This window comes from Phaeobacter sp. B1627 (assembly GCF_006265095.1).
Taxonomy (GTDB): Bacteria; Pseudomonadota; Alphaproteobacteria; order Rhodobacterales; family Rhodobacteraceae; genus Epibacterium.
Genome location: NZ_VCNK01000004.1, coordinates 267,549 through 280,961, shown reverse-complemented (window position 1 = coordinate 280,961; position 13,413 = coordinate 267,549). Strand labels below are relative to the sequence as shown.

The following is a 13,413-nucleotide window of genomic DNA, read 5'->3' as shown; positions in this document are numbered from 1 at the left end:
CACATGGCCCTCGGTGCCACATGGCCTCGTTACCACATGGTCTTGGCCGCGCGTGGAGCCCAGGCCGTGTCATAGGCTTGACCGCCCTCCTCACCCGCAGTTTGTTCCGCAATAATATCCCCCATCGAGGGCAGATCCCCGCTTTCATCGCCCGAGGTCCAGGTGCGTGCACGCATCAGCGCACGGGCACATTGTCCGTAGATCTCGGCAATCTTGATCACGATGACCGTGCGCGGCAGTTTGCCTTTTTTGCTGAATTTCGCCATCAAATCCGCATCGGTGGTGATTTGGGCCGTGCCGTTCACCCGTATGACGTTGTTGGATCCGGGCACCAGAAACATCAGGGAAACCCGCCCATCGGTGACGATATTGCGCAAGGAATCCAGCCGGTTATTTCCGTACCAATCGGGCAGAGCCAGCGTGCCGGGATCCAATTCAAGGACAACCGGGCCATCGTCACCTCGCGGACTGTCATCTGTGCCGTCGGCCCCCACAGTCGCAAGCATGCACAAGCGCGAGGCCATAATCCATTTACGGTAGAGCGGCGTCATCTGGCGCGCCACCTTGCGCAGCGCAGGCGCAGCAGGGGTCCCGTAAAGCGCCTTCAGATCGTCAATCGACGTGATGAATTCCATTTGCCTCAAACCCCAATTCTTGCATCAATGCATTCGAGCGGGTCTCGATCCGTGTTTCCAGATCCGCCATGAAACCGCCACGGGGCTGGCCCGGCGGAATCGGGTCGAGAAATTCCACGACCCCAAGCCCCGGCTTGCGCATTATCCCCTTGCGCGGCCACAGCAATCCCACATTGGTGGCCACCGGCACACAGGGTTGCTGCAGATTTTCATAGAGAACGCTGATTCCCGATTTATATGGCTTTTCCACGCCCGGCGCCACTCGGGTGCCTTGCGGATATATGACCAACTGGCCGGGCTCGGAAAACTCGCGGGCGACATCCTGCACCATCTTCGCGATTGCCGCGCCCCGGCGCCCACGGTCGACGGGAATACATCCAAGGCGTTTTGCATAGACACCGATAATGGGGGTCCACATCAGTTCTCGTTTCATGATGAACTTGGCCTGAGGCAGCGCCAAAAAGATCATCATGATGTCGAGAAAGCTCTGATGCTTGGCTGCGATGATCACCTCGCCCTCGGGTATGGGCCCGCGAATTTCGGTCCGTATCCCCACCATCCAGCGCGCCGACCAGATCGCCCAACGGGCGTAGGTCTTGCAGCCCTGACGCGCGCCGTTTTTGGACAGCATCGCATAGGGGGCGAACAGAATGCCAATCAGCAGCATCGCCACATAAATCTGGGCCACGTAAATCACTGACCGGAGGTATTGCAGAATAGATGTCACGCGAGGTCTCCCAACCTTTTGCGGGCGGCACGGGTCGTGGCGACAAAGGCCACAAGCGCGCTCAGAAGTGGTATCAGCAGCGGCAGCAACCAGCGCCAGCCCTGAAAGCCCAGGCCGGTGAGAAATCCGCCCTCCTCAGAGGCTTCGGGCATCAGCCACACCCCAAGCATGCCAAAGGCGACCCCGACCGCTGCACCGGACAAGGCCCGGAGGGTAAAGCGGCGCACAAAAGCCTGAGCGATATAGCTGTCCCGCGCGCCGACCAGCCGCAGCACCTCGATCACCTGCGCATTGGCCGCCAGAGCCGCATTGGCCGCCAGCGTGATCATCGCCGCCATCGCGCCGCCGATCAATACGATGGACACCACGCCCAGACGGCGCAGGGCGATCGCCGCCTCGACCAGGGGGCGCCGCCATCGGGTGTGATCGTCCAGCACCGCGCCCGGCACCTCCGCCTGAAGCCGCAACCGCAGCCCTGTGGCATCATAGCCCGGCTCGGCTTCGGTCAACTCGATCAGCTGCGGCACCGGCAATGTGTCCAGTGGCACATCCGCGCCGAACCAGGGCGCCAGCAACGCCGCCTGTTCCTCCGCGGTCAAGGCGCGGGCCGAGGCCACGCCCGGAGTCTGGCGTAGGATTTCAAGCGCGGCCTCGGTCTGGGCCACGCGCTGCTCTGCCGGGGCATTGATCCGCAACGTCGCCGCGCGCGCCAGCTCTTCGGACCAGCGATGCGCGACCCGCCCGGAGGCCAGCGACAGGGCCAGCGCAAAAACGCACAGAAACGCCATCGCCCCGGAGGCAAACAGGGTCAGCTGCGCGGTGAACCCCGATGGCGGAACCACGCGGTCCGCCTGCGCGTCACCCAGGATCAACTTGCGGAGCGCGTTCACAGATCTGCCCCCGCCAATTGCAACTGCCGGTTGGTAATGCGCAGAACCCGCGCCTGAACCTGATTTTTCGCCGCGCGGATCAGCGCCATGTCATGGGTTGCAACCAGAATAGTCTTTCCCATGTGGTTCAGCTCTACCAGCAGACGCAACAGGCGCTGGGACATCTCCCAATCCACGTTGCCGGTCGGTTCATCCGCGATAATGACATCCGGGCTGAGGATCACGGCCCTGGCCAATGCCGCCCGCTGACGTTCGCCCCCCGACAACTCGGGCGGCAACGCATCCTTGCGATCCGACAGTCCGACCCAGGTCATCAGTTCGTGCAGATTGGCCTGTTCTTCCAAAAGGCCACGACCGGACACAGTCAGGGGCAGCGCAATGTTCTCCACCACCGGCAGATGGTCAAGGAAACGACAGTCCTGATGCACGACACCGACCCGACGCCGTAAATAGGCCATCTGGTCCCGATCGAGCCCTTTGACATCCATATTGAAGGCCCTTGCGCGCCCCGAGGTTGGCGTCAACGCGCCGTAGCACAGCTTTAAAAGTGTGGTTTTGCCTGCCCCCGACGGCCCCGTCAGAAAATGAAAAGAGCCGGGCGCGAGTTGAACAGAGAGATTGCTGAACAGCTCTCCGCCGCCATAATTGTAACCCACATCTTCGAGTTCGATCACGTCAGGTCCCCAGTGCCTGCCTTGGTTGCACCGCGGTGTTGTGCACGACCCCTGCGGCAGATTCAATGGCTCCTGGCCCGGCAGCCCGTGTTCATTCTGTCGGGGATGCAGGGATTGGCCCTTCCTTGCCTTTCAGGAACTCTTTATGATTGCGGGGAAATTCACCCTTTTCGCGGCCGCTCAGCCCGCCAAGGAGATCGGATGAGACTGATTTGCCCCAATTGCGGCGCACAGTATGAGGTGCCCGAGGATGTGATCCCCGACGAAGGGCGAGACGTCCAATGCTCCAATTGCGGCGATACCTGGTTCCAATCCTCGGCCCGAATGCTGGCGCAGCAGGCACTGGCCACACCAGAGGCCCCTGCCGGTGACGAAGGCGAAGCGGCGCCTCCGCCGCACGCCGAGCCGCCACTGCCCCATGGCGCAGAAGAAATGAGCAGCGCGGCCTCCTTTGTTGTCGCCGAGGAAACCGTGAGTGCCGGTCCGGACCATGTCGAGGACGAGGACATATCAGCCGAACCTGCCCCTGATGTGCCAGAAGAGCCCGAGGCGGAAGCACCGGAAGAGAAAGACGCCGCCGACGAGGCACCCTCAGCCGTGGAAACAGCCGCGAACGAGCCCGTGAAACGTCGCCTTGATCCGGATGTTTCAAAGGTCCTGCGCGAAGAAGCCATGCGCGAGGCCGCCTTGCGATCGGGCCGGGAGGGGCTGGAGACTCAGACCGAGATGGGGCTGGACGCGCCCTCTGATACTGAATCGACGCGGCGCGCGCGCCAAGCGCAGGACCGGATGGCCCGCATGCGCGGAGAGACGCTCGCCGCACAGCCGGACGGGCTACATACGCCGCCTTCTGTGGAACCCGGCTCCCGCCGCGGTCTCTTGCCGGATATCGAGGACATCAACCCCGGACTGGCCGTCGGAGAGCGCAACGCGACCCGGCAAGCGTCTGAAACGAAGCGACCGCGCAAGTCGAGCTTTTCGCGCGGCCTTTTGTTGATGGTCGTGCTGATGGTGGCCGCGATCCTGATCTACACCCATGCCCCCGACATTGCAGAACGGGTGCCGCAGGCAGATCCCTACATCAGCGCCTATGTTGCCTGGGTTGACCACGGCCGGATATGGCTCGACGCACAGGCGAAGGCGCTGGCGGCAGAGTAGCCGCCAGCGCAGGCTCGATCCACGGAGCGGACCCATAGAGCTGATCCACGGAACCGCACTACAGGATTGTCCCAAGGGACTGATCCACGGGACTGTTCCACGGAGCCGGCCCATTGACGTGCGGAAATATCTGAGTGCGGCATGTTCTCCGCTATGGGTCATCCTTTGGAACTCCGGTCAGAACTGGCACTTCGATCAGAACGGGACGAACAGGCGATTGAGATAGTCGCGCTCGCTGTCGCTGCGGTCGCGTTCTCCGGCGCGGCGACGGATTTCCTCCAACAGATCCCAGGCGCGGCGGCGCGCATTGCCGCTGTCCAGAGCGTCGCTGTTGTAGGCGTCGCTGCCCTGCCCGTTCCGACTGCGACCGAGCGGATCCAATGCGTTGCCCTGCCGGTTGCTGTTGCCTTGATTGTCGCCGGGCTGTTGGCCCTGTTGCTGCTGCTCGGCCATCGCTTCGCCAAGCGCCCGCATCCCGTCCCGCAGGGCCTCCATTGCCTCGGATTGACGGTCGATCGCCTCGGCATAATCGCCATCGCGCAAGGCCTGTTCGGCCCCCTCCATGGCCCGGTCAGCCTGATCCAGTGAATTGCGCGCGGCCTCGCCCTCGGCCCCGCCCAGCGGCAAGCCATCCCGTTGCCGCTCAAGCTCTTCCCGCAGCGCCCTTTGGCGGCCCGCGAGATCGCCGGGAGAGGGCTCAGCGCTGCCGCCCTGTTGCTCCTCGCCCCCCGGGGCGCCATCCGCACCGGAGCCACCTTCGTGACTTTGGCCGCGGCCCTGACCGCCGTTGCGCCCCTCATTGCCCTGGCTCTCGCCCCGTTGCGCATTCGGATTGAACTGTTCCTGCAGGTCGCGGAAGGCCTGATCTGACAGGCCTTGCTGGTCGCGCAATGTCTCCGCCAGCCCATCCATCGCCTGCTGACCCGGGCTGCTGCCTTGTCCGGCCTGGCCCTGCGTCATGCGCAGGTTTTCCATCATCCGCTGAAATTCCTGCAGAGCCTGTTCGGCCTCCGCCATCCGGCCTTGCTCCATCAACTCCTGAATGCGGTCCATCATGGCCTGCAAATCGGACTGGCTGAGCTGGATACTGTTTTGCTGACCTTCGCTTTGGCCCTCTTCGCCGGCTTCTGATTCGGCCTGCCGTGACAATTGGCGCATGTAGTCCTGTGTGGCGTCCCGCAACTCCTGCATGAGACGGGCAATTTCCTCCTCACTGGCGCCGTCCCGCATCGCCTGACTGAGCCGCTCCTGCGCCTGACGCATCCGCTCCAGCGCGTCGCCCACGTCTCCCTCTTCGATCTGCTTTGCCAGGTCCCACAGCGCCGCCGCGATCTCCTCCTGATGCGTCTGCCCCAGACCGCCCTCGGCCGCCGCATAGCGTTCCAGCCCTTTCAGGATCGTGCGCAGCTGAAGATACTGGCCGCTGTCGTGAAAAACATCCTCCGGCCGGTGCGAGAGCGTGCGCAGAATTTGCGCCACCCGCGTCGCATTGCCCCGCGCCCACAAGAGATCCCGCCGCTGTTCGATCAGCGCCGCCGCCACCGGATCAAAGAACCGCCGCGCCGTCAGCGGTGCCGCCAGCGTCGCCACCGGGCTGAGCTGCGCCGCCGCATCTTCGGACCGGATGCTGTAGATCACCGGCATATTGGCCCATGGGTGCGAGGCAAAATCCTCCACCAATGCCTCGCTGAAAATCCGCCGGTCCCCCGTCAGCGCCAGCGGCAGCGCCAGTTCGATCGGTTCGCGGGCATCCGGCGCCGTCTGCAACCCGTGACGACGGTCCACTGCAGGCATGTCGAGTGCGATCACGACGCTGCCACCGACCACGCCATAGTCGTCCGAGGCATTGAACGGCAGCGTCATGGTGCCATCCGTCGACAGGTCCGGATCGCCGGTGATCACCACATGCGGGCTTGCGTCTGTAATCACCTCGATCCGCCAGTTGCGTCCACCGGTCCCCTCGATGGCCAGATCGCCGGCCTGCACAACGGCAAAGCTATGATCCGCCGCGCCTTCGGCTGGTGTTTCGTCGCCGGGGCCGGAGACCGTTTCCGCCAAGGCCAAATCCCCGGGTTCACCGTAGAACCGCAGGGTGATCTTGCTGTTTTCCGGCACCCGCAATGTGTCATCCGTCATGTCGCCCAGATAGAGCGTCGGCAGGCCGGTGTATCGGGGCGGCTCGACCCAGCCCTCCCAGGTGGCACCGCCCAGGTCCGCATGGCCAGGCCCCGGCATCAGGTCGGAGACAGTCCCCGCCCGCCAACCGGTCCCAAAGAGCACCCCGACAATCAGGACCAGCAATGCCACATAGCGCAGCGCATAGGGGTCCCGGTCGGCAATCCGCAGGTTCGGGCCCGGGGCGCGGGCTGTGGCCGCGCGGGCCGTCATGCGGTCCTGATAAACCTGCCACAGCGCCGCAGAGGCCGGATCGCCAGCGCCGGAAGCCTGCCGATCCAACACCGCCGCAATCGGGCGGCCCGGAAGGGTCTCATCCAGCCGCGTGATCGCCTCGGCCCGACGCGGCCACCGAAACCGCCGCATGCCAAGCACCAGCGCCCCGAGCCCCAGCAGAAGAGTCAGCCCCGCGAGCGCCCAGACGCCTTCGACCGGGAGCGCGTTTTGCAGATCCAGAAGCACCGCGCCAATGGCCAGACAGACTACTGTCAACAGTGGCCAGAAGGCACGCCAGACCCGCTCTGCCGCCATCCCGACCCGGGTCAGCATCAGCGCCCGCCTCAGAGCAGACAGGGCATGCGCTCCGCTGACGGAGGTCTCCGCGACGGGTTTGTCGGGGGGGTCGGTTGGGGTCATTCCGCTTTGCCTCCGCGCGCCTGTGGGCCAGCCGGCGGGGGAATGCCCCCCGCCCTCAAGGCCACTGCAGCGCCGACGCCTGCGCCGATTGACGCAGACCGGGCGTTACAGCCACTCCGGTATGGTATCGCGGTTTATCATTTCGTCAAAGGTCGGACGCGGGCGGATGACCGCAAATTGATCGCCATGCACCAGAACCTCCGGAATGAGGGGGCGCGAATTATACTCGCTGGACATCACGGCCCCATAGGCCCCGGCGCCGCGGAAGGCGACAATATCACCGGCGCCGAGAGGCGGCATCACCCGCTCCTTGGCAAAGGTATCGCCTGTCTCGCAGACCGGACCAACGATGTCATAGCGATGCGGTTCGGTGCCGGGGGCGGGTTCTATCACGGGAACAATATCGTGATGGGCATCGTACATCGCCGGACGGATCAGATCGTTCATCGCCCCGTCGAGGATCAGGAAATCCCGGTCCTCGCCATGTTTCACATAGATCACCCTGGACACCATCAATCCGGCGTTGCCAGCGATCAGACGGCCCGGCTCGATCTCGATCTCACAGTTCAGGTGCCCCAGCGTATCCTTGATCAACTGGCCGTATTCAACCGGCAGGGGCGGTGCCTCGTTCGAACGCGTGTAGGGGATGCCCAAGCCGCCTCCAAGGTCGAGACGGCGAATGTCGTGGCCATCCGCGCGCAGAACTTCGGTGAGCTCCGCAACCTTCTGATAGGCAAGGCGGAAGGGGTCCAGCTCGGTGAGCTGCGAGCCGATGTGCACGTCGATGCCAATCACATCAAGCCCCTTCAGGCTTGCCGCATGCGCGTAGACCTCGCGTGCCCTCGAAATCGGTATGCCGAATTTATTCTCGGACTTTCCGGTAGCGATCTTGGCATGCGTCTTGGCGTCCACATCCGGATTGACGCGCACAGTGATCGGAGCAACCACTCCGAGCTCCAGCGCAACAGCGTTGATCACTTCCATTTCCGGCTCGGATTCGACGTTGAATTGCCGCAGGCCACCGCTCAGCGCGGTGCGGATTTCATCGGCGGTCTTGCCGACGCCCGAAAACACGATCCGCTCCCCCGGCACACCCGCCGCCTTTGCGCGCAGATACTCACCCTGGCTGACCACATCCATGCCTGCTCCGGCCTCGGCCAGCGTCTTCAGGATCGCCTGATTGGAGGCCGCCTTCATGGCGTAGCAAACCAGATGCTCGGTCCCCTCCAGCGCCTCGTCAAACAGGCGATAGTGACGTAACAAGGTCGCAGTGGAATAGACGTAGAACGGCGTGCCCACCGCAGCCGCAATTTCGGCAACGGGGACGTCTTCGGCGAACAGTGCGCCATCACGATAGAGAAAATGATCCATGGATCGCGTTTAGGGCAAAACCGGCGGGTGGATCAATTGATTCCGACCATCCGGCGTCCCACTGGTACAATCGGATCAGCGAGAGGCCTGGATCATCCCGCGTCAGTCATGCCAGACCAGGCCCGCCTGGACCTCGCCAGACAGGTGAAGCCCGGTGCCGGTCTCGCCTTCGGGCACCGCCACGCGACCGGACCGCGGTGCGACCCCGTCACAGCCGGCCACCATCAGCAGCGCCACAAGCAGGCAACATCCCCGCGTCGGCGCCCTCCGCAAGCAGGCAAAGGCCCGGATCACAGGCCGACGCTCACGGTGACCGGACCTTTGCTGAGGCCAACCGCCCCCCCGAGGTGAATGCCGCTGCCGGAAATACCCAGCCCCGCGTTCAGGCTCGGTCGCACGGGCTCGCCATCGACACCACAGGCCGACAGCGCCCCCAAAACACCCAGAACGATCAAAACACGGGCCATGTCATTTCTCCTCCATGTGGTTGCCTGCCGGATCTGCGGTCGCCCCCCGGGCGTCAGCCGAGGGTCTTTTTCCACCGCGCCACCTGGGCGCGGACCTGCTCCGGCGCGGTGCCGCCATAGGACAGACGTGAATTCACCGAATTCTCGACACCCAGCACCGTGAAGATATCGTCTGAAATGCCCTCATGCACGCTTTTCATGTCCGCAAGGCTCAGGTCCGGCAAATCGCAGCCGCGTGCCTCGGCCATGGCGACCAGTGCACCGGTCACGTGATGGGCATCCCGGAACGGCACCTTCAGAACACGCACCATCCAGTCCGCCAGATCGGTGGCGGTCGAAAACCCGGAGCCCGCAGCGGCAGCAAGACTGTCGCGATTGGCGGTCATGTCCTTGACCATGCCTGACATGGCAGCCAGAGCCAGCATCCAGTTGTCAGCCGCATCAAAGACCTGCTCCTTGTCCTCCTGCATGTCTTTGGAATAGGCAAGCGGCAGCCCCTTCATCACCATCATCAGCGCGGTATTGGCCCCGAAAATGCGCCCCACCTTGGCACGAATCAGTTCGGCCGCATCTGGGTTTTTCTTCTGCGGCATGATCGACGAACCGGTGGAGAAACGATCCGACAGGGTCACAAAGCGGAATTGCGCCGACGACCAGATCACCAGCTCTTCGGCAAAGCGGCTCAGGTGCATGGCGCAGATGGAGGCAACAGACAGGAACTCCAGCGCGAAATCCCTGTCAGAGACCGCGTCCAGCGAGTTCGCCGCCGGGCGGTCGAACCCCAGTGCTTTTGCCGTCATGTCGCGGTCGATCGGGAAGGATGTCCCCGCCAGCGCCGCAGCGCCCAACGGGCTTTCATTCATCCGCGCCCGGGCGTCGTGGACCCGGCTCAGGTCCCGGCCGAACATTTCGACATAGGCCATCATGTGATGGCCCCAGGTCACCGGCTGCGCGGTCTGCAGATGCGTGAAACCGGGCATGACCCAATCGGCTCCCGCTGCGGCCTGATCGAGCAGCGCCTTGATCAACACTTCCAGCCCGCTGGCGGCTGCATCGAGTTGATCGCGCACCCAAAGTTTGAAATCCGTCGCGACCTGATCGTTGCGGGACCGGCCCGTATGGAGCCGCCCGGCCGGTTCGCCAATGATCTCCTTCAGGCGCGCTTCGACATTCATATGAATATCTTCGAGCGCGGTGGAAAAGGTGAAATTGCCGCTGTCAATCTCTGACAAAACGGTGAGCAGCCCTTCACGGATCGCCTCCGCATCATTATCCGTAATCACACCGGTCGCGGCAAGCATCGCCGCATGAGCCCGCGAACCTGCAATATCCTGCGCCGCCATGCGCTGGTCGAACCCGATCGAGGCATTGATCGCCTCCATGATCGCGTCCGGTCCTGCGGCAAAGCGGCCGCCCCACATCTGGTTCGAGGTCTTGTCTGTCATGGCCCAACCCTGGAGATAAAATGCGTCTTGTTCGTCTGCTTTCCCTTTATATGGCCCTTGCTCTGGGTGCAAACGCCACCTTTGCGGCCGATCTCGATGCCGTCAAAGCCCTGCGGGACGGCGATATGAAGAAGCTCGTGCTTCATTCAGCATCAAAACCCGCGTCCGAGGCCGCTTTTTATCTGGCTGATGATGCAGGTACCGCAACTCTGGCAGACTATCAGGGCAAATATGTGCTGCTGAATTTCTGGGCCACGTGGTGTGCGCCCTGCCGCAAGGAAATGCCGATGTTGTCGGCCCTGCAAACCGAGTTCGGTGGTGACAATTTCGAAGTTTTGACGCTTGCATCGGGGCGCAACGCGCCTGCAGGGATCCGAAAGTTCTTTGATGAAATCGGTGTGTCCAACCTGCCCCGTCATCAGGATCCAAAAGGAGCGGTGGCGCGCGACATGGCCGTATTCGGGCTGCCGATTACGGTAATTCTGGACCCGGAAGGTCATGAAATCGGGCGGTTACGTGGTGAGGCCGACTGGGGGTCCGAGAGCGCCAGAGCGGTGATTTCCGCATTGATCGCGGGATCCTGAAACTGCGCCGCGCATCACCCGGAACAGGCATTTAATAAAATTCGCCCGTTAATCCCCACGCAACCCTTTTCAGAGAATGTATGGTCAATGGACAACTCGGACGCGCTCGTACCAAACGGGTGCTGCAAACCGATGGGGCTGAGAAGGTGAAAAAACGGCATTTCTGGAAAACCGACATCCCGGAAGGGGCGGAAAACCCACTCTCTGCGGCGATTGTCGCCCGCGACCGCAACGTCGTGGACATGGTGGCAGAAGCAGTCAAGCACGACCAGACGCTTCTGGCTTATCAACCAATCGTGCAGAGTCACTCGCCAGAGACGATAGCCTTCTATGAGGGCTATATCCGGGTCATGGACGCGACCGGAAGAATTATCCCGGCGCGCGAATTCATGAACGTCATCGAAGAGCGCGAGCTGGGGCGCAAGCTCGACTGCCTCGCCCTGGAGCAAGGCCTGCAGGTCCTGCAGCGCAATCCAAACGTCCGCCTGTCCATCAATATGTCGGCGCGCTCCATCGGCTACAGCCAGTGGCTGAAGGTGCTCGAACGCTTCCTGGCCCGGGACCGGTTCCTTGGTGAACGGCTGGTGCTTGAGATCACCGAAGCCTCCGCCATGGCCGCTCCCGAACTGGTCATCGACTTCATGGATCAGATGCAGCAGCACGGCATTGCCTTTGCCCTCGACAACTTTGGCGCCGGCACCACTGCTATCGCACATTTCCGGGACTTCTTCTTTGACGCGGTGAAGATCGATGGGCAGTTCGTGCGCGGCGTGCACTCCAATCACGACAATCAGGCGGTGATTCTTGCGCTGGTGGCAATCGCCAAGCAGTTCGACATGTTCATCGTCGCGGAATCGGTGGAACGGCAAGAGGACGCCGACTTCCTGATTGAGGCCGGTGTGGATTGCCTGCAGGGGTTCCTCTATGGCGCGCCAAGCATCACGCCTCCGTGGCAGGAGGAAGACGGGGCCCGGGCCCGAGCCTAGCCCCGTTTTTCGCGCGGCATCGTCACAGCGCCCGGTCAATTTCCCTGCCCGTTACGCAAGTCTCGGCCCTTCACTATTTGGTGGAGGGCATTTTCATGACGGGCACTGTCGCGGCCGGCACTCTCATGGCAGGCACTCTCATGTCCGGCATTCTCATGGCAGGCGCTCTCATGGCGGGCATTGTTTCGGATCCCATTGCGGTCAACGCGCCCGCCTGTCCCTGATCTGCATTTTTGCCGCGATTCACCTCAGAGTTGACAGGAACAGTTGCCGCAGGTGCATCCGTCAGCTATCCCCAAGGAGGAAAGGGAGGAGACGTCGCACGACAGGGTCGGCGCTAGCGTACCCCGCACGTCGGCGTTTCCGCATTTTTGCAAAGGATCCACCGCATGACCAACGTAGTAATCGCATCCGCCGCCCGCACCGCCGTCGGCAGCTTTGGCGGCGCGTTCGCCACCACGCCTGCCCATGACCTGGGTGCCGCAGTGCTTAAAGCCGTCGTAGAACGCGCGGGCATCGACAAATCCGAAGTTTCGGAAACCATTCTGGGTCAGGTTCTGACCGCCGCGCAAGGCCAGAATCCGGCCCGTCAGGCCCATATCAACGCAGGCCTGCCGCAGGAAAGCGCGGCCTGGGGGATCAATCAGGTCTGCGGTTCCGGCCTTCGCGCCGTTGCCCTTGGCGCCCAGCATATTCAGCTCGGCGATGCGGCGATCGTTTGCGCGGGCGGGCAGGAAAACATGACCCTGTCCCCCCATGCCGCCAACCTGCGCAGCGGTCACAAAATGGGCGATATGTCCTACATCGACACCATGATCCGCGACGGGCTGTGGGATGCCTTCAACGGCTACCACATGGGGCAGACCGCCGAAAACGTAGCCGCGAAATGGCAGATCTCTCGCGATATGCAGGACGAATTTGCCGTCGCCTCGCAGAACAAAGCCGAAGCCGCTCAAAAGGCTGGTAAATTCGCGGATGAGATTGCGGCATTCGTGGTCAAGCACCGCAAGGGCGATATCACCGTGGATCAGGATGAATACATCCGTCACGGCGCCACGATGGAAGCCATGCAGAAATTGCGCCCCGCGTTCACCAAGGATGGGTCGGTCACGGCAGCCAACGCCTCCGGCCTCAATGATGGTGCTGCAGCCACCCTGCTGATGAGTGCCGACGACGCGGAAAAGCGTGGCATTGAGCCGCTGGCCCGTATTGCATCCTACGCCACGGCGGGTCTGGACCCGGCCATCATGGGCGTCGGTCCGATCTATGCCTCCCGCAAGGCTCTGGAGAAAGCCGGCTGGAGCGTCAACGATCTGGATCTCGTCGAAGCCAATGAAGCCTTCGCCGCACAGGCCTGTGCCGTGAACAAGGACATGGGCTGGGACCCTGAGATCGTGAATGTGAACGGTGGCGCCATTGCCATTGGCCACCCCATCGGCGCGTCCGGTTGCCGGGTGCTGAATACCCTCCTGTTTGAAATGAAACGCCGCGGCGCCAAAAAAGGCCTCGCAACGCTGTGCATCGGTGGTGGCATGGGCGTCGCCATGTGTGTCGAACGGCCCTGAGCGGGCCGATCTTAGGCAGCAGGATTCAGGGCGCCCACGGGTGCCCTTTTTCTTTTCCTTTCCCCTTTACAATCTGTGGTTTAGTGTTGTGAGATCACCG

The 13,413-nt window shown here is 62.7% G+C and carries 14 protein-coding genes; 5 read left to right on the top strand and 9 right to left on the bottom strand.

All coding sequences use genetic code 11. The features are described from left to right. Positions 1 to 29 precede the first annotated feature (29 nt). Genes FGE21_RS03605 through FGE21_RS03590 form a run of 4 tightly spaced genes read right to left on the bottom strand, consistent with a single transcriptional unit; the run spans position 30 to position 2,926 of the window. Positions 30 to 635 carry a pyridoxamine 5'-phosphate oxidase family protein gene (locus FGE21_RS03605; RefSeq protein ID WP_139661738.1) on the bottom strand — a complete coding sequence of 202 codons (606 nt, stop codon included), beginning with the start codon at positions 633 to 635 and terminating at the stop codon, positions 30 to 32. Continuing rightward, a complete protein-coding gene (locus FGE21_RS03600; protein ID WP_139661737.1) occupies positions 613 to 1,362 on the bottom strand; it encodes a 1-acyl-sn-glycerol-3-phosphate acyltransferase in 750 nt (249 codons plus the stop codon). Before FGE21_RS03600 ends, FGE21_RS03605 begins: the two co-directional genes overlap by 23 nt. Further along, positions 1,359 to 2,252, bottom strand: coding sequence for an ABC transporter permease (locus tag FGE21_RS03595; protein WP_139661735.1), 894 nt, complete (start codon positions 2,250 to 2,252; stop codon positions 1,359 to 1,361). Before FGE21_RS03595 ends, FGE21_RS03600 begins: the two co-directional genes overlap by 4 nt. Then, a complete protein-coding gene (locus FGE21_RS03590) occupies positions 2,249 to 2,926 on the bottom strand; it encodes a cell division ATP-binding protein FtsE (RefSeq protein ID WP_139661733.1) in 678 nt (225 codons plus the stop codon). The genes FGE21_RS03595 and FGE21_RS03590 overlap by 4 nt, the downstream gene beginning before the upstream one ends. Before the next feature lie 201 nt (positions 2,927 to 3,127). Here FGE21_RS03590 and FGE21_RS03585 point away from each other — a divergent pair, with 201 nt between their 5' ends. Then, the gene (locus tag FGE21_RS03585) at positions 3,128 to 4,084 is read left to right on the top strand and encodes a zinc-ribbon domain-containing protein (protein ID WP_139661732.1); all 957 of its coding nucleotides are present in this window, start codon (positions 3,128 to 3,130) and stop codon (positions 4,082 to 4,084) included. Between the two features lie 195 nt (positions 4,085 to 4,279). Here the strand turns inward: FGE21_RS03585 and FGE21_RS03580 are convergent, their stop codons facing one another. From FGE21_RS03580 to argH, 5 genes are all read right to left on the bottom strand, one after another. After that, complete coding sequence (locus FGE21_RS03580) at positions 4,280 to 6,895, bottom strand: TIGR02302 family protein (RefSeq protein WP_139661729.1); 2,616 nt, start codon at positions 6,893 to 6,895, stop codon at positions 4,280 to 4,282. Between the two features lie 105 nt (positions 6,896 to 7,000). Further along, entirely contained in the window at positions 7,001 to 8,266 is a 1,266-nt protein-coding gene (lysA, locus tag FGE21_RS03575) for a diaminopimelate decarboxylase (RefSeq protein WP_139661701.1), read from the bottom strand. A 102-nt stretch (positions 8,267 to 8,368) separates the two neighbouring features. Then, positions 8,369 to 8,503, bottom strand: coding sequence for a hypothetical protein (locus FGE21_RS20300; RefSeq protein ID WP_255731332.1), 135 nt, complete (start codon positions 8,501 to 8,503; stop codon positions 8,369 to 8,371). A gap of 53 nt (positions 8,504 to 8,556) precedes the next feature. After that, a complete protein-coding gene (locus FGE21_RS20010; RefSeq protein WP_176695355.1) occupies positions 8,557 to 8,733 on the bottom strand; it encodes a hypothetical protein in 177 nt (58 codons plus the stop codon). Between the two features lie 53 nt (positions 8,734 to 8,786). Continuing rightward, positions 8,787 to 10,178, bottom strand: a complete 1,392-nt coding sequence (gene argH, locus FGE21_RS03570) for an argininosuccinate lyase (RefSeq protein ID WP_176695354.1) — start codon at positions 10,176 to 10,178, stop codon at positions 8,787 to 8,789. A gap of 20 nt (positions 10,179 to 10,198) precedes the next feature. On the opposite strand from argH, the gene FGE21_RS03565 reads away from it, so the two are divergent. The 4 genes from FGE21_RS03565 (at position 10,199) to FGE21_RS03555 (ending at position 13,313) form a co-directional block, all read left to right on the top strand. Then, on the top strand, positions 10,199 to 10,762 hold the full coding sequence (locus FGE21_RS03565) for a TlpA disulfide reductase family protein (RefSeq protein ID WP_139661700.1): 564 nt from the start codon (positions 10,199 to 10,201) through the stop codon (positions 10,760 to 10,762). A 146-nt stretch (positions 10,763 to 10,908) separates the two neighbouring features. Then, the gene (locus FGE21_RS03560; RefSeq protein ID WP_139662066.1) at positions 10,909 to 11,748 is read left to right on the top strand and encodes an EAL domain-containing protein; all 840 of its coding nucleotides are present in this window, start codon (positions 10,909 to 10,911) and stop codon (positions 11,746 to 11,748) included. Between the two features lie 95 nt (positions 11,749 to 11,843). Then, the gene (locus FGE21_RS20295) at positions 11,844 to 11,972 is read left to right on the top strand and encodes a hypothetical protein (protein WP_255731330.1); all 129 of its coding nucleotides are present in this window, start codon (positions 11,844 to 11,846) and stop codon (positions 11,970 to 11,972) included. A 165-nt stretch (positions 11,973 to 12,137) separates the two neighbouring features. After that, a complete protein-coding gene (locus FGE21_RS03555) occupies positions 12,138 to 13,313 on the top strand; it encodes an acetyl-CoA C-acetyltransferase (RefSeq protein ID WP_139661698.1) in 1,176 nt (391 codons plus the stop codon). Positions 13,314 to 13,413: the final 100 nt, after the last annotated feature.

Excerpts from the sequence above, each read along its gene's own strand:
- FGE21_RS03585 (WP_139661732.1), top strand. The coding sequence starts at position 3,128 with ATGAGACTGATTTGCCCCAATTGCGGCGCACAGTATGAGGTGCCCGAG.
- FGE21_RS20010 (WP_176695355.1), bottom strand. The coding sequence starts at position 8,733 with ATGGCCCGTGTTTTGATCGTTCTGGGTGTTTTGGGGGCGCTGTCGGCC.
- FGE21_RS03580 (WP_139661729.1), bottom strand. The coding sequence starts at position 6,895 with ATGACCCCAACCGACCCCCCCGACAAACCCGTCGCGGAGACCTCCGTC.
- FGE21_RS20295 (WP_255731330.1), top strand. The coding sequence starts at position 11,844 with ATGACGGGCACTGTCGCGGCCGGCACTCTCATGGCAGGCACTCTCATG.
- argH (WP_176695354.1), bottom strand. The coding sequence starts at position 10,178 with ATGACAGACAAGACCTCGAACCAGATGTGGGGCGGCCGCTTTGCCGCA.
- FGE21_RS03605 (WP_139661738.1), bottom strand. The coding sequence starts at position 635 with ATGGAATTCATCACGTCGATTGACGATCTGAAGGCGCTTTACGGGACC.
- lysA (WP_139661701.1), bottom strand. The coding sequence starts at position 8,266 with ATGGATCATTTTCTCTATCGTGATGGCGCACTGTTCGCCGAAGACGTC.
- FGE21_RS03555 (WP_139661698.1), top strand. The coding sequence starts at position 12,138 with ATGACCAACGTAGTAATCGCATCCGCCGCCCGCACCGCCGTCGGCAGC.
- FGE21_RS03565 (WP_139661700.1), top strand. The coding sequence starts at position 10,199 with ATGCGTCTTGTTCGTCTGCTTTCCCTTTATATGGCCCTTGCTCTGGGT.